Annotated in this window: 20 protein-coding genes; 16 read left to right on the forward strand and 4 right to left on the reverse strand. The window is 68.1% G+C overall.

Going from position 1 to position 20,546, the window contains the following annotated elements; all coding sequences use genetic code 11:
• Nucleotides 1-43: 43 nt before the first annotated feature.
• Nucleotides 44-592 carry a cupin domain-containing protein gene (locus AB0B25_RS18455; RefSeq protein ID WP_357180638.1) on the reverse strand — a complete coding sequence of 183 codons (549 nt, stop codon included), beginning with the start codon at nt 590-592 and terminating at the stop codon, nt 44-46.
• 30 nt (nt 593-622) lie between these two features.
• On the opposite strand from AB0B25_RS18455, the gene AB0B25_RS18460 reads away from it, so the two are divergent.
• Nucleotides 623-1,072 (forward strand): MarR family transcriptional regulator, encoded by a 450-nt coding sequence (locus AB0B25_RS18460; protein WP_357180641.1) that lies wholly within the window; start codon nt 623-625, stop codon nt 1,070-1,072.
• A 395-nt stretch (nt 1,073-1,467) separates the two neighbouring features.
• Nucleotides 1,468-2,745 carry an adenosylmethionine--8-amino-7-oxononanoate transaminase gene (locus AB0B25_RS18465; protein WP_357180644.1) on the forward strand — a complete coding sequence of 426 codons (1,278 nt, stop codon included), beginning with the start codon at nt 1,468-1,470 and terminating at the stop codon, nt 2,743-2,745.
• Nucleotides 2,746-2,761: 16 nt separating this feature from the next.
• Here the strand turns inward: AB0B25_RS18465 and AB0B25_RS18470 are convergent, their stop codons facing one another.
• Nucleotides 2,762-3,133: a cupin domain-containing protein gene (locus tag AB0B25_RS18470; RefSeq protein ID WP_357180647.1), complete on the reverse strand. Its 372-nt coding sequence runs from the start codon at nt 3,131-3,133 to the stop codon at nt 2,762-2,764.
• Between the two features lie 59 nt (nt 3,134-3,192).
• Here AB0B25_RS18470 and AB0B25_RS18475 point away from each other — a divergent pair, with 59 nt between their 5' ends.
• The 3 genes from AB0B25_RS18475 (at nt 3,193) to bioD (ending at nt 5,647) form a co-directional block, all read left to right on the forward strand.
• A complete protein-coding gene (locus tag AB0B25_RS18475; RefSeq protein WP_357077724.1) occupies nt 3,193-3,675 on the forward strand; it encodes a MarR family winged helix-turn-helix transcriptional regulator in 483 nt (160 codons plus the stop codon).
• Nucleotides 3,676-3,735: 60 nt separating this feature from the next.
• Nucleotides 3,736-4,890, forward strand: a complete 1,155-nt coding sequence (locus tag AB0B25_RS18480) for an 8-amino-7-oxononanoate synthase (protein WP_357180650.1) — start codon at nt 3,736-3,738, stop codon at nt 4,888-4,890.
• Between the two features lie 82 nt (nt 4,891-4,972).
• Nucleotides 4,973-5,647: a dethiobiotin synthase gene (bioD, locus tag AB0B25_RS18485; protein ID WP_357180653.1), complete on the forward strand. Its 675-nt coding sequence runs from the start codon at nt 4,973-4,975 to the stop codon at nt 5,645-5,647.
• Between the two features lie 179 nt (nt 5,648-5,826).
• Here bioD and AB0B25_RS18490 read toward each other — a convergent pair whose 3' ends face one another.
• Entirely contained in the window at nt 5,827-6,000 is a 174-nt protein-coding gene (locus AB0B25_RS18490) for a hypothetical protein (RefSeq protein ID WP_357180655.1), read from the reverse strand.
• Between the two features lie 42 nt (nt 6,001-6,042).
• Nucleotides 6,043-7,545: an amino acid permease gene (locus tag AB0B25_RS18495; RefSeq protein ID WP_357180658.1), complete on the reverse strand. Its 1,503-nt coding sequence runs from the start codon at nt 7,543-7,545 to the stop codon at nt 6,043-6,045.
• A 519-nt stretch (nt 7,546-8,064) separates the two neighbouring features.
• On the opposite strand from AB0B25_RS18495, the gene AB0B25_RS18500 reads away from it, so the two are divergent.
• From AB0B25_RS18500 to AB0B25_RS18550, 11 genes are all read left to right on the forward strand, one after another.
• Nucleotides 8,065-9,291 (forward strand): hypothetical protein, encoded by a 1,227-nt coding sequence (locus AB0B25_RS18500; RefSeq protein ID WP_357180660.1) that lies wholly within the window; start codon nt 8,065-8,067, stop codon nt 9,289-9,291.
• Between the two features lie 124 nt (nt 9,292-9,415).
• The gene (locus tag AB0B25_RS18505) at nt 9,416-10,381 is read left to right on the forward strand and encodes a glutamate ABC transporter substrate-binding protein (protein ID WP_357180663.1); all 966 of its coding nucleotides are present in this window, start codon (nt 9,416-9,418) and stop codon (nt 10,379-10,381) included.
• Nucleotides 10,382-10,532: 151 nt separating this feature from the next.
• Entirely contained in the window at nt 10,533-12,830 is a 2,298-nt protein-coding gene (locus AB0B25_RS18510) for a tetratricopeptide repeat protein (RefSeq protein WP_357180665.1), read from the forward strand.
• On the forward strand, nt 12,827-13,852 hold the full coding sequence (locus tag AB0B25_RS18515) for a PP2C family serine/threonine-protein phosphatase (RefSeq protein WP_357180668.1): 1,026 nt from the start codon (nt 12,827-12,829) through the stop codon (nt 13,850-13,852). Before AB0B25_RS18510 ends, AB0B25_RS18515 begins: the two co-directional genes overlap by 4 nt.
• A 29-nt stretch (nt 13,853-13,881) precedes the next feature.
• Entirely contained in the window at nt 13,882-15,216 is a 1,335-nt protein-coding gene (locus AB0B25_RS18520; protein WP_357180670.1) for a VWA domain-containing protein, read from the forward strand.
• Nucleotides 15,217-15,290: 74 nt separating this feature from the next.
• Nucleotides 15,291-16,049 carry an FHA domain-containing protein gene (locus tag AB0B25_RS18525; RefSeq protein ID WP_357180672.1) on the forward strand — a complete coding sequence of 253 codons (759 nt, stop codon included), beginning with the start codon at nt 15,291-15,293 and terminating at the stop codon, nt 16,047-16,049.
• 85 nt (nt 16,050-16,134) lie between these two features.
• Nucleotides 16,135-16,440 (forward strand): SRPBCC domain-containing protein, encoded by a 306-nt coding sequence (locus AB0B25_RS18530; RefSeq protein ID WP_357180675.1) that lies wholly within the window; start codon nt 16,135-16,137, stop codon nt 16,438-16,440.
• Nucleotides 16,441-16,505: 65 nt separating this feature from the next.
• The gene (locus AB0B25_RS18535; protein WP_357180678.1) at nt 16,506-17,597 is read left to right on the forward strand and encodes an ABC transporter substrate-binding protein; all 1,092 of its coding nucleotides are present in this window, start codon (nt 16,506-16,508) and stop codon (nt 17,595-17,597) included.
• Nucleotides 17,597-18,460: an ABC transporter permease gene (locus tag AB0B25_RS18540; protein WP_357180680.1), complete on the forward strand. Its 864-nt coding sequence runs from the start codon at nt 17,597-17,599 to the stop codon at nt 18,458-18,460. The genes AB0B25_RS18535 and AB0B25_RS18540 overlap by 1 nt, the downstream gene beginning before the upstream one ends.
• Nucleotides 18,436-19,188 (forward strand): ABC transporter ATP-binding protein, encoded by a 753-nt coding sequence (locus tag AB0B25_RS18545; protein ID WP_357180683.1) that lies wholly within the window; start codon nt 18,436-18,438, stop codon nt 19,186-19,188. Before AB0B25_RS18540 ends, AB0B25_RS18545 begins: the two co-directional genes overlap by 25 nt.
• Complete coding sequence (locus tag AB0B25_RS18550) at nt 19,185-20,534, forward strand: LLM class flavin-dependent oxidoreductase (protein WP_357180686.1); 1,350 nt, start codon at nt 19,185-19,187, stop codon at nt 20,532-20,534. The genes AB0B25_RS18545 and AB0B25_RS18550 overlap by 4 nt, the downstream gene beginning before the upstream one ends.
• Nucleotides 20,535-20,546: the final 12 nt, after the last annotated feature.

A 20,546-nucleotide genomic window follows, 5' to 3' on the forward strand; every position in this document is an offset into this window, starting at 1 on the left:
GCAGCGGCGGGTGTGCTTTCCGTGGTGGTTCCGGCCGGACCGGTCAGGGGAGGTCGGGGCCGTTTTCCAGCCAGCGGCGCTGATAACCGCAGCCGCGTGCGACACGCGCGAGGCTGCCGAGCACGCTCCGTTGCAACCACGCGGGGACGCCCGCGAGGTACCCGTCCTGGTAATCCCACAGCAAGGCGAGGGCAAGCGGATCGCGCGGTACCCGGGCCCGGGTGGTCTTGCCCGCGCGGTCGAGGTTGTGCCAGAGCCGGAACATCTCCCAGTGCCGCAGCGGTGGGCGAATCTCGTGGTCGATCACGGTGTCGGGGGCCTCGTTCCAGAACTCGTGCACGGACCCTGCCGGCGCGTCGACGGTGTCGCCGGCGCTCGCGACGATCTCGACGCCGTCTATTCGATATCGGACCCGGCCGCGGCGGACCGTCCACCGCTCGCCGAGCGCCGGATGCCAATGCGGTCCGGCCAGCCGTTCGGGCCGCAGCAAGATGTGCTCGAGCCGCAGGTAGGGCCCCTGTTCGTCGGTTCCGTTCGCGACGAAGGTGACGCGGTGACCGTTGCGGAAGGTGAGTGTCGGATCGTCGCGCATACCCAAAGATATAAAGGTAACCTTCGCAATATGTCAACGGGTGATCCCACGCTGCTGAAACTGCTCAGTCAGGCCACCACGGCCTGTGAACGCGCGCTGAATCAGGAATTGCGCGCCCGCCTCGACGATCAGTTGCGCCCCGCGCACTACGCGGTGTTCCGGTACCTGGACCCGGCGGGGTCACGGATCGCCGGGCTGGCGGACGCGGCCGGAATGACGCCGCAGTCGATGGGGGAACTGGTAACTCATCTGGAGCGGTGCGACCTGGTGACGCGCGAGGTCGATCCGACCGACCGGAGGGCGCGGGTGGTGACTGTGACGGAGGCGGGCCGTGCCGCGCTGAGTGTGGCGGCCGAACAAATTCGCGACATCGAGCGTGTGCTGGCACGGCGACTGGGGCAGCGCCGTTTCACTGAGCTGCGGACGGCGCTCGTGGAGGTGAATCAGGCCCTGGCCCAAAACATCGCGGATGCGGGGTGATCGGTCGGTCGTGCCGCGTAAATCGCCTGCGGCACAAGATGTTCGGTCGGTCGGTCGGTTTGAGCCGAGCGGGGCGTTACCGGGTTCAGGCTGGCCAGGTCACGGCCAGTTTCGGTGCGGGCTCCCTGGACGACCTCGACTTCAGCGCCGGTAGATCTGCCGAGTCGAGCATGCCGTCGGTCCACAGCGTGATCGCGCGGCCCCCGCCGAAAGGGTCATGCCACCGAATTCGTCCAGGTCGAGTTCGGGAAGCGGGAGTCGTCCGGTGTAGGAATGGCCGAGCCCGTATCAGGTTCTGAGGGCGCTCATTCCTATCCGCCGGATCGACTGGTAACTTGAACGCTGTTCAAGTCGTCCCGGTGCGCCGGGGCGGTCGTTCGACGCCGAGGAATTCTGTGGCACTGACCCCTGACGAGATCACCGCGATCGATACCGAACATGTCTGGCATCCCTACGGCGGTTTCCCCGCGACGACCGAGCCGCTGGTGGTGACCGGCGCCGCGGGCACCAGGCTGACCTTGGCCGACGGACGCGAACTGGTCGACGGCATGAGCTCCTGGTGGGCCGCCATCCACGGCTATCGGCACCCGGTGCTGGACGCCGCGCTGGTCGCACAGTCGCAGCGGATGAGTCACGTGATGTTCGGTGGGCTCACCCATGAGCCCGCGGCTCGGTTGGCCGAACTGCTGGTGGAGTCGACGCCCGCCGGCCTGGACAAGGTATTCCTGTGCGACTCCGGCTCGGTGTCGGTCGAGGTCGCGGTAAAGATGTGTCTGCAGTACTGGCGTTCGCTCGGTAAGCTGGAGAAGCGGCGGCTGCTGACCTGGCGTGGCGGCTACCACGGCGACACGTTCACCCCGATGAGCGTGTGCGACCCGGATGGCGGCATGCACTCGCTGTGGACCGACATCCTGGCGAATCAGCTCTTCGCGCCGGTGCCTCCGCGCGAGTACCGGAGTGAGTATGCCGCGGAACTGGAGCGGTTGATCGCCGCGCACGCCGGCGAACTCGCTGCGGTCATCGTGGAGCCCGTGGTGCAGGGCGCGGGCGGGATGCGCTGGCACCATCCCGGCTATCTCACCGATCTGCGCAGGCTGTGCGACGAGCACGGGGTGCTGCTGGTCTTCGACGAGATCGCGACCGGATTCGGCCGTACCGGAACGCTTTTCGCGGCCGATCAGGCCGGGGTGAGCCCGGATGTCATGTGTGTGGGCAAGGCGTTGACCGGCGGCTATCTCACGCTCGCCGCGACACTGTGCACCGCGCGGATCGCCGAGGCGATCAGCGCGGTGCACGGCGGGCTGATGCACGGGCCGACCTTCATGGGCAACCCGCTTGCCTGCGCGGTCGCGGTCGCCTCGATCGAGTTGTTGCGGTCGCGTGAGTGGCCTGAGGAGGTGGCGCGGATCGAGGCCGAGCTGATGGCGGGACTCGCCCCGGCGCGCGGCCTGTCCGGTGTCGTCGAGGTGCGCGTGCTGGGCGCGATCGGTGTGATCGAACTGGACCGTCCGGTGGACCTGCGTGCCGCCACCGACGCCGCCGTCGCGGCGGGTGTCTGGCTGCGCCCGTTTCGCAATCTGGTGTACGCGATGCCGCCGTTCATCAGCACTTCCGACGACATCGCGACGATCACCGCGGGAATGCGGGCAGCGGTTGCCGCGCGGTCGACCTAGCCGTCGGCGCGGACGCTCATGCGATCCAGGGCGGCACCACTGTGCTGTCGCTGCCCGGCCTGCCCGCCCGCGCGCCCGCCTGCGCGGTGACGATGGCCGCGAACCCCTCGCCGGTGCGCACCTGGCGCAGTGCGTTGGCCGGGAGGATCACCGTATCGCCCTCGGCGGCGGTGATCTCCGATCCTTCGATGGCGATATCGATCCGACCGGACAGCACCGTCCAGATCTGTTCGACGTCGATGAAGTGCAGCGGCCCCGCGGTGTCCGCGGGTACCTCGACCCGCCACAGCGCGAGCGATGCGCCGCCTTGGGTGGGGGAAGCGAGTGTGGTCATGACTCCGCCGGGGGTCTCGGTGCGGCGGGCGTCGGTGTGGGGGATGACGATCATCGGGGGCACCTCTAAGATAGACAATGAAGTTGTCCATATAGTCAACGAGGTTGTCCAATATGTCAAGTGACGCCGGTGGCTACGAGCTGCCGCTGCGAATGCTGCTCGGCTTCCGTGCGGTGATCGATGAGGTGCACGTCGACTTGGCCGAGCATGGCCACGCAGAGCTGCGGCCCATGCATGGGTTCCTCTTCCAGGCGGTCGGTCGAGTGGGCGGACCGCACGGCTGCACGGCCGCCGATCTCGGCCGGGCGCTCGGTGTTTCGAAACAGGCCGCGGGGAAGCATGTCGAGGCGTTGGAGCGGCTCGGCTACCTGCGGCGGGGCCACGACCCCGCCGATGCCCGGCGCAAGGTCTACACGCTGACCGATCGCGCCCTGGACGTGTTGACCCGGTCGGCACACGCGTTCGACCGGATCCACGACCGCTGGGCGGTCCTGCTCGGCGCGGACCGGCTCGCCGCCTTGGAACGGGATCTGCGCACGCTGTCTCCTGGTGAGGTGTTCCGGTTCGATACGCCGAACTGGTTCAACGGTCCGTGACTTCGTCGGGTCGGCTCGGCCGCTGCATACCTGAACGGTGTTCAAGTATGCTGCGTAGCCGTGACTACCGATCCGTTGAGCTGGTTGGATGAACATGCCGCGGCGCGAGTGGGCGCGGGACTGCGTCGGGAGCTGCGCCCCCGTTCCCCGCGGGCGCAGTCGATCGACCTCGCTTCCAACGACTACCTCGGGCTGACCCGCCACCCCCGAGTGACCGACGGCGCGATTGCCGCGGTGCGCCGCTGGGGCGCCGGGGCCACCGGGTCCCGCCTGGTCACCGGCACCACCACCGAGCACGAGCTGCTGGAGGCCGAACTGGCCGAATTCGTCGGTGCCGAAGCGGGGCTCGTGTTCGCCTCCGGGTACGCCGCCAATCTGGGCGCGGTCACCGCGCTGTCGGGTCACGGCTCGCTCGTCGTCTCCGACGCCGGCAGTCACGCGTCTCTGGTCGACGCGTGCCGGCTCTCCCGAGCCCGGGTGGAGGTCGCGCCGCACTGCGATGTGGCGGCGGTGGACCGGCTGCTGTCGGTGCGCAGGGAGGATCGTGCGCTCGTCCTCACCGACTCGGTGTTCAGCGCAGACGGTGATCTCGCGCCACTGGCTGAACTGCACCGGGTGACCAGGGCGAACGGTGCGGTGCTCCTCGTGGACGAGGCGCACGGACTCGGCGTGCGTGGCACGGGCGGGCGCGGTCTGGTCTCCGAACTCGGCCTGGCCGGGGCGCCGGATCTGGTGATCACCGCGACCCTGTCGAAATCCCTTGCCGCCCAGGGTGGTGTCGTGCTGGCCGACGCGCGGGTGCGCGCCCACCTGATCGATTCCGCGCGCACGTTCATCTTCGATACCGGCTTGGCGCCCGCCGCCGTCGGTGCGGCACGGGCGGCGCTGCGCCTGCTGCGGGCCGAACCCGAGCGCGCCGTTCGGGTGCTGGAGCGCGCCGCGGACATCGCCCAGATCGCCGGTGTCCCTGCCCCGGAGTCGGCGGTGGTTTCGGTGGTGCTCGGCGCCGCCCAGGTCGCCGTCGACGCCGCCGAGGCATGTCGGAGCCGTGGGCTCGCCGTGGGCTGTTTCCGTCCGCCGTCGGTTCCGGAGGGCACCTCCCGGTTGCGCCTGACGGCGCGAGCCGATCTCACCGCGGCCGAACTCGACACCATCGCCGCGGTACTCGGCGAGGTTCTGGCCGAGGTACGTGACGCGGATGTGGTGCCCGCATGAATGGCTGCACGCGTCCCCGCGTCCCCACGCCGGGCGCGTCGACCGTGGCGACGCGTGTCGAGGGTCGCCGGGACAGGCCTGCATGAGCATTCTGCTGATCACCGGTACCTCCACCGACGTCGGCAAAACCGTCGTCACCGCCGCGATCGCCGCCGTCGCGCGGGCGCGCGGGCGCTCGGTCGCGGTGTGTAAACCGGGCCAAACCGGTGTCGCCCCTGGCGCACCCGGCGATCTGGCCGAGATCCAGCGACTCAGCGGCGTGGCGCGGGTACTCGAGCTCGCCCGCTACCCCGACCCGCTGGCGCCCGACACCGCCGCTCGCAGGGCTGGTCTGCCGGAACTGACCCTCGCCGAGACCGCCGCCGCTGTCGATTCGCTCGCGGACGCCGACCTCGTCTTGGTCGAAGGCGCGGGCGGATTGCTGGTCCGCCTCGGCGATTTCACCCTTCTCGACCTCGCGCGGAAACTCGGCGCACCTGTGCTGCTGGTTGCCGCAGCCGGCCTCGGCACCCTCAATCACTCCGAATTGACCACCCGCGCGCTGCATTCGGCGGGTGTGCGCTGCGCCGGTCTGGTGATCGGCGCGTGGCCCGCCGAGCCGGACTTGGCGGCCGAATGCAACCGGACCGATCTGCCTCGGGTGACCGGCGTCGAGCTGGTGGGCGCGGTTCCGGAGGGTGCGGGCCGCTGGGACCGCGAGCGGTTCTCCGCCGCGGCCCCGAGCTGGTTCGAGCCCGCCTGGTCACCCTTCGGCTGAACCGCGGTCACCGGCATCCCGAATCGGATGATGCCTCGGCCAGGCCTTCGTACGACTGGCGGAAAGGTGGCGACGAGGTTCGTACCGCCTGCCTGTACTGGATCGCAAGACCGGCCGGCGCCTCGAAGATTGCTTCCGGCGAACCAAGGATCAAGCCGACCTCGATCACCGAGTCGGCGCTAGGACTCCCGCGACCGGTCGTCCGCGCAGCGCGGTGTGCCCGTGCGGGCGATCCGCACCACACCGCTGTCGAGATCGAGATCGAGGCGGGGCCGGTGGCCCTGTCCGTCGCTGTCTTCGCTGCCCTCGTCGGCCAGCTTCTGGCCGGGGAACAGTTCACCGAAAACACCCATGCCTCGAAGGTACCCGCATGGTGCGCGCGGCACGGGTCGCGGCTACCTCGCGTCGGTCTCGTCGAGGCGCGGTGGCCGAACAGCCAGAACCGGAAACCGGCCGGTGCTGCCGGTGCGGCGCATGGCGATGCTCGCCACGTTCTTACGTGCGAGGAACCACCCGCCGACCAGCGCCGGAATCATGATGGCCACTGCCGCGATCACGGCGCCGCGTTGCACGTCATCGTCGCTGAATGCCATGAGAGCGACGACGGCGACGAGGAACAGCAGCGTCGCGACACTCGTGTACGGCGTCCCGATCAGCCGGAAAGCGGGACGCTCGACAAGTCCCCGACGCGACCAGTGCCACAGCCGCAGCTGACACACCACGATCGCCGTCCACGATGCGATGGTGCCGAGCGCCGACATGTTCAACACGATCTCGTAGGCCTTCTCCGGCACCACCGCGTTCAGCCCGACGCCGAGCAAGGCGATCGCCCCGGTGGCGAGAATCCCGACATAAGGTACGCCGCCCTTCGACATTCGGGACGCCGCCGAGGGCGCGCTGCCATTCATCGACATCGAACGCAGGATCCGGCCGGTCGAATACAGGCCGGCGTTGAGACTGGAGAAGGCCGCGGTCAACACCACCATGTTCATGATCGAATCGGCACCGCCGACCCCGAGTTTCGAGAAGAACGTGACGAAGGGACTTTCACCTGCCTTGAACGCCGTATACGGCAGCAGCAGGCTGAGCAATACCAACGAACCCACGTAGAACAGCGCGATCCGGGCGATCACGGAGTTGATCGCCCGCGGCATGATCTTCTCCGGGTTCTCCGCCTCACCGGCCGCCGTGCCGACCAATTCCACCGCGGAATAGGCGAATACGACACCCGTCGTCACGGTCACCAGGGGTAGTAGGCCGACCGGAAACAGGCCGCCGTGCTCGGCGAGCACGCTCACGCCGGTTGGGCTGCCTTGCAGTCTCGACCGGCCGGCCAAGAAGACCGTGCCCACGATCAGGAAAGTGATCAGCGCGACCACCTTGATCAGCGCGGCCCAAAACTCCAGCTCACCGAACCATTTCACCGAAATGAGATTGACGCTCACCACGAGAGCCAGGGCCACCAGAGCAATCGTCCACTGCGGTATGACCTCGAAGGTCCCCCAGTAATGGACATAGGTCGCGATGGCGGTGATATCGACGATCCCGCTCATGCACCAGTGGAAGAAGTACATCCAGCCGACCGCGAAGGCTAGCTTCTCGCCGTAGAACTCACGCGCGTAGGAGACGAACGACCCCGAGGAGGGGCGATGCAGCACCAGCTCGCCGAGCGCCCGCAAGATGAAGAACACGAACACGCCACAGATGGCGTACACGATGAACAGTCCCGGACCCGCGCTGGCCAGCCGCCCGCCCGCACCGAGGAACAATCCGGTGCCGATGGCGCCACCGATCGCGATCATCTGCAGCTGACGCGGGCGCAACGACTTGTGATATCCCGCGTCTTCGGCGTGTAGCGCCTCTGTGGGCGGCGCCGCGAGAGGTTGATCGATTGCCATGGCCGATACCTCTCAGGTGGCTAAAATCATATCGTTATGCAATGTACCGCCCTTTAATGGCACGATCAATGATGGAAAGGTTGTCTCCACCGGGGCGAACGGCCGCCCCGCACGGCTGATCGGGATCTCGCCAGAGTTCGTGGCCACCACCTGGTCGACGCGCGGTGGCGCACGAGACCGGCTTGTGTGAGAAGGGAACGACATCGATTGGCGTGCAACGGCAGTACTCCGGGCACTTCGGTCGCGGCCGCGTCGAGGTGCTCGGGTGCGTTCGAGCGCCTGTTCGGTGTGATCGGCCGCGCGTTGCGCCTGCCGCTGCCCTTTTTCCATGGTCGCGGGAGCTCGAAGTCGTCGGACGGCACCCCGGTGACCGGCTGGGCTCGAGCAGTGCCGCGAACCCCGGACGAACCGGATCCACCTCCCGTACACTGTCGCGATCGGAGACGCCGGCTGGCAATCGGATTGGGGATCGGTGTGGGACCTCGGGTACCAGCGAGCATCCGCAACGGGGGACGGTGGGTGCGACGCTTCGCCGAGACGACGCCCGGCGCGATCGGCGCGATCGCCGTCGTCTCCGCGGTGCTGTGCCTGATTGCCGGACTCACCTGCGCGAACCAATTGAACGGCAAGGTTGTTCGGCGCGACGCGGTGCTCGAGCGCACCGAGCCGGTGGCTTACGCGGCGCAGAGTTTGTATGTCGCGCTGTCGGCGGCCGACGCGCTGGCGGCTGCGGCGTTCCTGTCCGGGGGCATCGAATCAACCGATGTGCGTACCCGATACCAGCAGGCATTGGCCGACGCCGCGGCCGCGCTGTCGGAGGCGACCACAGGCGCCTCGGATGAGCTGACCCGGCAGATCGTCGCCCAGATTTCCGCTGAACTGCCTGCCTACACCGGCCTTGTCGAGGCGGCGCGGGCGAACAACCGCCAGGGGTTTCCGGTCGGTTCGGCGTACTTGCGTGAAGCGTCCAGCCTGATGCAGCGGTCGCTGCTGCCGAGTGCCGAGCGGCTCAGCACGCAGCGCTTGGCGGAAGTCCGTGCCGATCAGCGCGCGATCGGGGCCCTGCCGCTGTCCGGTATCGCGCTGCTGGTGTTGGTTCTGATCGCGTGCGGCGCCGGGTCGTTCGTGCTGCTACGGCTGACCAATCGTCGCCTGAACCTGGGGCTGGCCGCCGCCGTCGCCGCCGCGGCGCTCGCGCTGGTGTGGACGGCCGGGGCGACTTTGATCGCGGCGGCGGAGGTCGAGACCGGCCCGTCCAGTGCGACGAGTCGGTTCGAGGCACTGGCCCAGGCCAGGATTCTGGCTCAACAGGCCAGGACCGACGAGACACTGCAGCTGGTCACGCGCGGCGATATCTCCGCGGGCGAGCACGAATTCGTCGCGCACACCACCGCGCTGCAGGACCGTCTCGCGACCGCGACAGGCCCGGATTCCGCTGCTTCACTGGGATTCTCGAGGTGGGTCACCGGGCATCGCAGGCAGCTCGAGGCATACGAGGCGGCGAACTATCCCGCGGCGGTGACACAGGCGATCGGTACGGGCGCGGATAGTTCGGCCACCAGATTCGCAGATCTCGATCGCGAGGTGCGCGACCAGCTGGCCGTCACGCGCGCCGAGTTACGTGAGGGAGTCGATTCCGCGGGCGACGCGCTGGCCTGGAGTCCCGCGGGAACGTTGGTGCTGCTGGTGGGCGCCGCGGGAGCGGTCGTCGTCGGATTGTGGCCCCGGCTGCAGGAGTTCTTGTGAGTGTGCGGGACACGGAATGAGGCCACCCCCGATGCGAATCCGCGGCTGGACACCAGACCGACCGAGAACCGAAGGTCCTCGGAAGATCGCCAGTGCGGGGATTCCGGTTCGCAGACCACGATGGTTGCCCTTCGGAGCGGCGCTTCTGGTCGGGGTGTCGGCGCTGGTGACCGCGTGCGGTACGAATGCCGCCAATCGTCCGCCGATGGTGTTGGGTCGGGTGAACCCGCTGCCGCCCGGTGCGGCGGAAATCACGAGCGCTCCGCATCAGCGCGGTGACAAAACCTGTGATGCGACAGCGAGTCTGCGGCCCGGCCCACTGCCGGTACCCGGCGCTATGCCACCCGGTTCGACGATGGCGAAGATCGTCGCGAATGGCAGGGTTCGGGTCGGCGTGGAGCAGAACACGTACCTGTTCGGGTTCCGTAATCCACAGACCGGCCAGGTGGAGGGTTTCGATATCGACCTCGCGCGGGAGATCGCCCGTGCGCTGTTCGGCGACCCGGAGCGGATCGAGTTACGCACGGTCCCCTCGGCCGAACGCATCGGCGCATTACGCGACAACGAGGTCGATTTCATCGTGAACACCTTCTCCGCGACCTGTGAACGGGAGAAGGACGTCGACTTCTCCAGCGTGTATTACGTATCGGCGCAACGCATTCTGGTGGCCAAGAACTCCGGTATCCGTTCACCGGATGACCTCGCGGGCAAAAGGGTCTGCGCCGCGCACGGCAGCACCTCGGTGGAACCGCTGTTCGCCCTTCCGGCGCGGCCGACGGTCATCGGCACGACCAGCTGGACCGACTGCCTGGCGGCGATGCAGCAGGGACACGCCGACGCGGTCAGCACCGACGAGACGATCCTGCACGGACTCGCGATGCAGGATGCCAATCTCGAAGTCGTCGGCGATCCGCTGGCGCGCGACAACTATGCGATCGGTCTGCCGAAGGGAAGCTCCGACCTCGTCCGCTTCGTCAACGGTGTTCTCGAACAGATCCGCACCGACGGCACCTGGGATCGGATGTACCGCACTCGGCTCAGCGTGCTCGGCCCGTCACCCGGTCCACCGGCCCCACGGTACCTGGAATGAAATCGACCACCAGGCAGACTCCCGCGTTCGACGCGGATCACGACGTTCTCGCCGCGAATCGGTGCGCGGCGGGCCGGCCTTCGTGGCGACCGGTCGGCTACGCGGGCAGGGACTGTCGGCTATTGATGGCGGCGAAAGCGGGGAAGGGCGCATGATCTGCGGCGAGCCCGGGTGTGGCGGAGTTATCGAGGACCGTTACTGCGTGGTGTGCGGTACGGCGCCGATCGAGGACAGTCTGACCTGGGCGCCGCCGATTCCGGAGGCGGGTGGTATCTGTCCTGAGTCGGGTTGTGCCGGAACAATTGTCGATGGCTACTGCGACGCCTGCGGCACCGCGCCCGAGGCGACGGCCATCGTGGATACCCGCTCGATCGGCCGATCGAGGCGGACCAGTCGGTCCACGTCGACCAGTGTCACGGCGCGAGGCGGGCTCGGCGCCGGTATGGTCGATGTCCCGCGGGTACCGCGAGTTGACCCGTTACGCGCGGTGATGGCGGACCCGCGTGTTGCCGAGAGCAAGCGCTTCTGCGGGAAATGCGAACTGCCGGTGGGCCGTGCCCGCGACGGAAAGCCCGGCCGCACCGAGGGCTTCTGCGCCAACTGCGGCACCAGATTCTCCTTCACTCCCAAGCTGGCCAAAGGTGACCTGATCGGCGGCCAGTACGAGGTGGCCGGATGCCTGGCACACGGCGGCCTCGGGTGGATCTACCTGGCGACCGACCATCGGGTCAGCGATCGCTGGGTGGTGCTGAAGGGGCTGTTGAACTCCGGCGATTCGGACGCAGTGCGGGCCGCTGTGGCCGAGCGCCGCTTTCTGGCGGAGGTCGACCATCCGAATATCGTCAAGATCCACAACTTCACCGAGCACACCGCAGCCGACGGCGCTCAGATCGGCTACATCGTGATGGAGTATGTCGGCGGCACCTCGCTCAAGCAGATCCTGCGCGACCGGCGTGACATGGATGGCTCGTATCTACCGCCCGCACAGGCCATCGCCTACATCTTGGAGATGCTGCCCGCGCTCGGCTACCTGCACTCCCGCGGTCGCGCGTACTGCGATTTCAAACCGGAGAACGTGATGCAGACCGATGAGCAGCTCAAGCTCATCGATCTGGGCGCGGTGATCGAGATGGACGACAGCGAAAGCCCCATCTACGGCACCATCGGCTATCAGGCTCCCGAGATCGCCGATACCGGACCGACGGTCGCCACCGAGGTCTACACCATCGGGCGCACACTCGCAGCGCTGATCATGGCCCTCCCACAGCACGACGGGCACATCGGCGCGCTGCCCGGCCCGGATACCGAGCCGTTGCTGGCCTCCTACGAGTCACTACACCGATTTCTGCTTCGTGCCACCGATCCCGATCCCCGGTCCCGGTTCGCCTCCACGGAGGAGATGTCCGATCAACTCATGGGCGTGCTGCGCGAGGTGCTGTCGGCCGATGACGGCATTCCACGCCAGGGTATGTCGAACTACTTCGGCCCGCCGCGTGCGGTGTTCGGGCTCGGTGGTGCCCCGTTGGATCCGCGGAAAGTGATCGCCGCCCTCCCGGTGCCGCTGGTGGATGCCGCCGACAGCGGCGCCACCCTGTTGGCGACGACGAACGGCACCGATCCCAGCGAACTGGAACTCGCGTTCGCCGCCGGACTGCGGTCGGTGGTCACCGGCGGCGCCGAATCGGTGGAGATTCCGCTGCGCCTGGTGCGGGCCGGCCTGGAAGTGGGTGCGGTCGACTACGCCCACCGGCGGCTGGACGAGCTCGATTCGAGCCTGCCCGGCGATTGGCGGTTGGCCTGGTGGCGTGGTCAGGCCTGGCTGCTGGACGGCGACTTCGACAGGGCGGCAAAGGAATTCGACGCTGTGTATGCGGCGCTGCCCGGCGAGCCCGCCCCGAAGCTGGCCCTTGCCGCGGTCACAGAACTGTCCGGCCGCGATCCGGTCCGCGCGGCACGACACTACGCGACAGTCTGGCACACCGATCACACCTACGTCAGCGCCGTTTTCGGGCTCGCGCGACTGCGAACGGCTGTCGGTCAGTACGCGGGCGCCGTGGCGGTGCTCGATCAGGTCGATCCGACCTCCGCGCTGTACACCGAGGCCAGGATCGCCGCGGTGGAAGCCCTGATCGGTGGTCGGGATACCGCACAGCTGACCGAATGGGTGCTGCGCGAGGCGGGTAGCCGGGTGGACCGGCTGGCCCTGGACTCGAAGCACCGCGTCGCACAGATACGAATGCGGGTGCTGACTGCCGCGCTCGGGTGGTTGCGCGCTGGCAATACGCCGTCGTATCACGCTCCGCTATTGAGTGCCGAGCTGAATCAGGACGGCGTGCGCACCGGCCTCGAACAGTGCTATCGCGAACTGGCTCGCGGGACCGAGGACATCTGGGCGCGCATCGAGTTGGTCGACAAAGCGAACACCATCCGCCCGAGGACGACGCTGTGACAACGACGGTGTGCCCGGACTGCGCCGCGGATGTCGCCGCCGCCGACAAATACTGCGAAGCGTGTGGCCGCGCCCTCGGCGGTCGTCGGGTTATCTTGCCGCACAACGATATTGCCGCGACGGTGTGCGTCGGTTGCGGTGGAGTGCGGTACAACTCGGACCGGTACTGCGTCCAATGCGGCGAACGGTGCGCGGTGCGCGATCGCTTCGAGGCCGATCTCGGAGCGGTGTGTGTGCTGACCGATCGAGGCATCGTGCACGCGCGCAACGAGGACGCGGTCGCTGCTGCGGTGCTCGACGGTGATCTGCCCGGACGTCCCGCGGCCGTGGTGATCGTCGTCTGTGACGGCGTCTCGACTTCGGAAGACCCGCAGGTGGCCTCGAGTGCGGCGGCCCGTGCCGGTGTCGAGGCCACCTTGGCGGCGTTGGTCGGCGAACAGTCCGCCGACACGGCCGTGATGTCGGGGCTCGAAGCGGCCGCACAGGCGGTCCGCGCGACCGCGGCGCACGAAAGGCACTCCCCGTCCTGCACCTATGTCTCGGCGGTCGTGCGCGACTGTGGCGCCGCGGGGGTGGAGATCGCGGTCGCGAATGTGGGGGACAGTCGGGCGTATTGGTTGCGCGCCGAGGCCGCGACGACCGCGCACGACGAGGACAACCCACCCTCACAACGTCTGTCGGTGGACGACTCCTGGGCGCAGGCCCTGGTCGATGCCGGAGCCATGGACGAGGAATCGGCAATGAATGATCCGCGAGCGCATACGCTGCTACGCTGGCTCGGCGCGGACGGCGGGTCGAGGCCCTGGTCGGACAGTTGCGTGCGGACCTTACGCACGACAGGGCCAGGGGTATTGCTGTTGTGCACCGACGGACTGTGGACATACCAGTCTGATGCCACATCACTTGCCCCCATGGCGACCGGCGCCGCCCCACCGTCCGCCGCGCGTGAACTGGCCGAGTTCGCCCTGCGTAGCGGAGGCAGCGACAACATCACTGTCGCGCTCGCCCCCGTTCACCCGTGACCACGGTCCGACCGAGCAGGAGACGTACGTTGGGTTCTACTGGCAGCAAAGGGATTTCGGTCTTCATCGACCAGAACGAGTACTTGGGCGCCGGAGCCGGCACGGTAGACGCCGTGGTTACCGTCGAAGCGAGTAGCGACCTGCTGGTGGCCGCCACGCCACAGGAGCGCGTGGAGATCCTGATCATCGATTGTTCCGGTTCGATGGGCGCGGGCGAGAAGTTCGAGGGCGCGCGCAGCGCGACCTTGGCCGCGTTGGAGGAACTGGCCGATGGCACCCATTTCGCCATCGTCGAGGGGACTCATCTGGCGCGCTCGGTGTTTCCCGCCGACACGCCCTCGGTGCGGGCTGATCGCCGTTCCCGGGCCGCCGCCCGGCGCGCGCTGGACCAGCTGCGTCCGCACGGCGGCACCGCGATGGGCACCTGGCTGGGCCAGGCCAGAAAGCTCGCGATGCTGCACCCTGGCGCGATGGTGCACGCGATTCTGCTGACCGACGGCAAGAACGAGCACGAGGAGCCGGAGACGCTGGCCGAGGAGATCAAGCTGTCGGAGGGGGTGTTCACCTGTGACTGCCGCGGTGTCGGGATCGATTGGCGGGTGGACGAAGTGCGTTCCATCTCATCGGCCTTGCACGGGACCGTGGATATCGTCAAGGATCCGGCGAATCTCGCCGCCGACTTCGCGGCCATGATGCAGAACTCGATGGCGAAGGCGATTCGGGAGCTGACACTGCGGGTGTGGACGCCGGCGGGCGCGCGGGTGCAATTCGTCAAGCAGGTCGCGCCGAGTATCGAAGATTTGACCGGTCGCCGTGCCGAGTTCGGTCCGCAGGTGGGGGAGTACTCGTTGGGCGCGTGGGGCGTGGAGGACCGCGAGTACCACCTCCAGGTCCAGCTGGTGCCCGCGGCGCCGGGGCGGGAGAAGCTGGCGGCCCGGGTCAGCGTGCTCGCGGGCGAGCAGGTACTCGGTCAGGGGCTGATCCGGGCGTTGTGGACCACCGACACCGCATTGTCGACCCGGATCAGCAGACGTGTCGCGCACTACACCGGGCAGGCCGAGTTGGCGCAGGCGGTGCGAGACGGCCTGGCCGCGCGCAAGAACGGTGACATCGCGATCGCGACCGCGAAGCTGCGCCGGGCGGTGCAGTTGGCCGCGGAGTCCGGCAACGAGGGCACGGCGAAGTTGTTGCGTGGCGTGGTCGAGGTCGACGAACACACCGGGACCGTGCGGCTGCGGTCGCACGTGGACGCGGCAGATGAGATGGCGTTGGATGCTCGGTCGACCAAGACGGCGCGGGTACGGGATGAGCTGTCCGCAGGGGCTCGCTCGGCCAGGACCGCGAGGGTATGGAAGGAGATTTAGATGAGACACCGATGTGCAGTCTTGCCCGCCGGAACCGACCGGCTTCGGGTGATAAACGGACGGCAGGAGGGGTGATGGATATCTGTCCGGTCGGTCACCTGTCCCTGGCGCCCTATTACTGCGATGTCTGCGGACTGCCGGTCGGCGCTCCGAAGTCCAGCCCGGACGCAATCGATCCGAGCGCCAAGTGCGCGTCCTGCGGTGCGGTGCGCACCGGTCGATTCTGCGAGGGGTGCGGACGCGAATCGGTACTCAGCCCGTCGGTGCTGCGGCCCGCGCTCGCGGTGGGGGAGCAGGCAATACCCGAGCCGGCGGCTGCGGAGCAGGTGACACCTGAACCGGCGGCCGCGGAGCAGGTGACACCTGAACCGGCGGCCGCGGAGCAGGTGACACCCGACCCAGCGCCCGCGGAGTCGCCACGACGGGTTGCCTGGATCGCGACGATTGTCGCCGACCGGGAGTTCTACGATCGGGTCATCGCCCGTAAGGGGCCCGACGCCGAGCAGGTCGGATTTCCCACCTACTATCCGGAACGTCGAATCGTCCTGCACGGTAGTGAGATTCTGATCGGCAAGCGCAGCGTTTCGCAAGGTATCGCGCCTGGCATCGATCTCGGCATCGCCCCCGCCGACATCGGTGTTTCGCGCGCCCATGCGATCATTCACATCGATGACCGCGGTCTCACCATTACCGACCTCGGATCGACCAACGGCACCAGCGTGAACGGGAGCGAGGAGTTGTTACCACCCAAGGTCGCCGTTGCGCTCCGACACGGCGACCGCGTCCACCTCGGCGGCTGGACCACCATCACGCTGTCCGCCGAACCCGCCTGAACGGCCCACGGCGGTTTCGAGCCCCGAGCGGAGCCGCCGACCAGCACATGGACGTCGCGCTGTCCCGGCCGTCTGGAGTGGCGAAATGACCGCTACCGGCATTCGGTGGCACCTCGACGCTCCTTGGTCGGCCGTCTACCGGCTGCTGCTCGATGCCGAGGCGGTGGCGCGCTGGATGGTGCTCGACAGGATGACCGGTGCGGTGCACGAATTCGGCCCGCGCGTGGGTGGCGCCTTTCGCATCTCGCCCACTGAACCCGTCACCGGTCACGCACATCCGAGGCAGCGCCCAGGGACAGACATGCCGGCGGTCGAACTGCAGATTCTGCCCGCCATCCAGCACTTTCAGCGGCTGTCTCCGGCGGCGATGGCGGCAGCGGCGCCGCGCTGAGGCGAGTTCGAACCATGCTGAGACAAACGGTATTCGTGTCGGGTCCGCGTTGTTTCAATACCCCTATGTACCGACCAAGCACTGACCGGTCCGGCCGCCGCGGCCGCACGGCCGCCGCATTGCTCGCCGTGGCAACCGTTGCGACACTCGGACTGACCGGCTGTGCACACGACGACAAGTCGGTCGGTTCCACCGCTGACGGACCCCTACCGACCGAGGTTCCGGCGGCAACCACCCTCATCGTCGCCGACCAGGCCGAGCGCCTGCAGTCCGTGCTGCGGATCTCCGGCGAACTCGACAAGCTCCCGTTCACGGTGGAGTTCGCCAACTTCGTGGGCGGCCCCGCCATCCTGGAGGCCTTCCGCGCGGGCGCCGCGGATGTCGCGCAGGTCGGTGACGTCCCGCCGATCCACGCGCTGGTGGCCGGGCAGGATGTTCCGATCGTCGCGGCCTACCAGACCAGCACCAGCGCGCTGAAACTCGCGGTGGCGCCGGGCACGTCGGCCCGCACGCTGGCGGATCTGAAGGGCAAGAAGATCGCGTACGCGGAGGGCACCGCGCAGCAGGCCGCCGTGCTGCGCGCGATCGACAAGGCCGGATTGACGACCTCCGATGTGCAGCTGGTCCGCCTGCAGCTGGCGGAGTTCCCGGACGCGGTGCGCACCGGTCAGGTCGACATCGCTCCGCTGATCGAACCGAACGTCACCCGCTTCCTGCGAACGCCGGGTGCGTCGCTGATCCCGGACTCCGAGACCGCGGGCATCTACGGCGGTCTCGGTTACCTGTACGCCCGCCGGGCAACTGTGCGGGACCCGGCCAAGGCAGCCGCCACCCGATCCCTGGTCGGCGCGTTCGTCCGGGCCAATCAGTGGGCCAACACCCACCGGGAGGAATGGGCGCGCAGATATTACGTGGAGAACCAGAAGGTCAGTGCCGACGACGCCGAACGCATCGTGAATTCCCTGGGCACCTTCGTCTTCCCGCACCTCGACCAGCAGCTCGTCGACCGTCAACAGTCCACCATCGATGCCATCGCCAAGGCCGGTGAGTTGCCCGAGAAGGTGCAGGCCGCCAACGGTTTCGACCTGCGTTTCGATGCCGCGATCACCCAGGCGGTCACCGAGGGCGGCGCCGCGTTCGAGCCGGAGGAGCGCTGATGGCCACCGCGGACGTCGGAGTACTGCACCGCATCCGTCCGGGCCGCGCCGCGTCGGAACCGGTCCTGGCCACACGCACACCCGCGCGGCGGCGCCTCGGTCCCGGTCGGCCGATCCCGTTCGGCGTCGCGTGGGGGCCGGTGCTGCTGATCGTCGCGTGGGTGGCCGGGTCGGCCTCGGGGACACTGGATCCGGAAACACTGCCCGCACCGTGGACGGTCGCCGCGACCGCCGGTGATCTGCTCGCCGACGGCAGGTTGCCGTCCAACCTGCTCACCTCGGTGCAGCGGGCCGGGATCGGACTCGTGCTCGGTGTCGCGATCGGCCTGGCGCTCGCATTGCTCGCCGGGCTGAGCCGGATCGGTGAAGCGCTGGTGGACGGGCCGATCCAGATCAAGCGCGCCATTCCGACGCTCGCGCTCATCCCCTTGTTCATCGTGTGGTTCGGCATCGGCGAACAGATGAAGCTGCTGGTCATCACCACGAGCGTGGCGATCCCGATCTATCTGAACACGCACGCGCAGCTGCGCGGTGTCGACGCGAGGTATGTGGAACTCGCCCAGACCGTCGGCTTGTCGCGGTGGGGGTTCGTGCGCCGGATCGCGTTGCCCGGATCGTTGCCCGGTTTCTTCACCGGGCTGCGGCTCGCAGTCACGATTTCGTGGCTGGCCCTGGTCGTCGTGGAACAGGTCAACGCGACAAGCGGCATCGGCTACCTGATGACCCAGGCTCGCACCTACGGCCAGATCGACGTCATCGTCGTCGGTCTGGTGATCTACGGCCTGCTCGGCCTGTTCGGGGATCTCCTCGTGCGCTCGGTGGAAAGGAAGGCGCTCTCATGGCGACAGACACTGGCGGATTGACCGTTGTCCGGGCCCGCGAGCTGCGGCGCGGCTTCGGCGACCGGGTTGTGCTGCGTGACATCGACATCGATATCGCGCGCGGCGAATTCGTCGCACTGCTCGGGCGCAGCGGTTCCGGCAAGAGCACGCTGCTGCGAGCACTGGCCGAATTGGACTACGACGTGCCGGGATCCGGCGACCTGAGTGTGCCCTCCGAGCGCTCGGTGGTCTTCCAGGACTCCCGATTGCTGCCCTGGGCGCGGGTACTCGACAACGTGACGCTCGGCCTGGGCGGGCCGGGCGCGGCCGCACGGGGACGCGCCGCGCTGGCCGAGGTCGGCCTGGCCGGACGGGAAAAGGCGTGGCCCAAGGAGCTTTCCGGCGGTGAGCAGCAGCGTGTCGCGCTCGCGCGTTCGCTGGTACGCGAACCGGAACTGCTGCTCGCGGATGAGCCGTTCGGCGCGCTGGACGCGTTGACCAGGATCAAGATGCACGCGCTGCTGCAGGAATTGTGCGCCGAGCACCGGCCCGCCGTCCTGCTGGTCACCCACGACGTGGACGAGGCGGTGCTGCTCGCCGACCGAGTCCTGGTACTCGAGGACGGGCGGATCACGGTGGACCAGCGCATCGATCTGGGGCGCCCGCGCCACCATGCTGACCCGGCGTTTCTGCGGCACCGATCCCTGTTGCTGGCCAGCCTCGGCGTCGCGGTGACGCCGACCGATGATGAAGAGAAGAAAGCCTCATGACCGCACCACGCCAGCTCAGTCTCAATGCGTTCATCTACCCCTCCGGACACCACGAAGCCGCGTGGCGGCACCCGTCCAGCCGTCCCGAGCGCATCTACGACGTCGCCTACTACCAGGAGATAGGCCGCACCGCGGAGGCGGCGAGGTTCGACGCGGTGTTCTTCGCCGACGGGCCCGCGCTGCGCACCAACGTGAAGCACAACGCGGCATCCGGCTTGGAGCCGATCACCCTGCTCACCGCGATCGCCACGGCGACAACGCATCTGGGTCTCATCGCGACCGCCTCGACGACCTACTACGAGCCGTACAACTTGGCCAGACTGTTCTCCACGCTGGACCATATCTCCGGCGGCCGCGCGGGCTGGAACATCGTCACCACCGGCACCGATCTCGCCGCGGCGAACTTCGGCCTCGCCAAGCACCCCGACCACGCCGAACGCTACGCACGGGCGCGGGAATTCGTCGACGCCGTGGTCGCGTTGTGGGACAGCTGGGAAGACGACGCCATCGTCCTGGACCAGACCGCCGGGGTCTACGCGGACACCGGCAAGATTCACCCGATCGATTTCGCGGGTGAGTACCTGCGGGTGCGAGGCCCGTTCAACGCGCCGCGCACACCGCAGGGATATCCGGTGCTGGTGCAGGCGGGCGCCTCGAACGACGGACGCGCTTTCGCGGGCAAGTACGCCGAGGCGATCTTCACCGCGCACCAGCGCCTGGGCGACGCACAGGCGTTCTACGCCGACATCAAATCGCGGGCACAAGGATTCGGCCGTGCCGGCGAGCAGGTCAAGATCCTGCCCGGGATCAGCCCGTTCATCGCCGACACCGAAGCGGCGGCCAAGCGTCTGGAACGGGAGTTCAACGAACTCACCGTGCCGGAGTACGGCCTGCAGCAGTTGGAGGCCATCGTCGGGACGAGCCTGCGGCATCTGCCGCTGGATGAGCCGATCCCGGTCGAATTGTTCGACACCGCGGGTGATGTCACCGACAATGCACAGAGCAGGTTGCAGGTCGTCGCGGGCATCGTCCAGCGCGAGCGGCCCACGGTGCGCGGACTGCTGCACCGCCTCGCGGGCGCGCGCGGCCACCGGGTGTTCGCCGGAACCCCCGAACAGGTCGCCGATACCATCGAAGAGTGGTTCCGCAACGGCGCCGCCGACGGATTCAACGTGATGCCGCCGTACTACCCGGGCGGGCTGGAGATCTTCACCGAGACGGTGGTCCCGATCCTGCAGGAACGCGGCCTGTTCCGCACCGAATACACCGGTACCACGCTGCGCGACCATTTCGGCCTGCCGCGTCCGGCGAGCCAATTCGCGCGCATGCCCGCCTCGGCGAGGTGAACGGCGCACGCC

It is taken from the genome of Nocardia sp. NPDC049190 (genome assembly GCF_040648115.1).
Taxonomy (GTDB): Bacteria; Actinomycetota; Actinomycetes; order Mycobacteriales; family Mycobacteriaceae; genus Nocardia.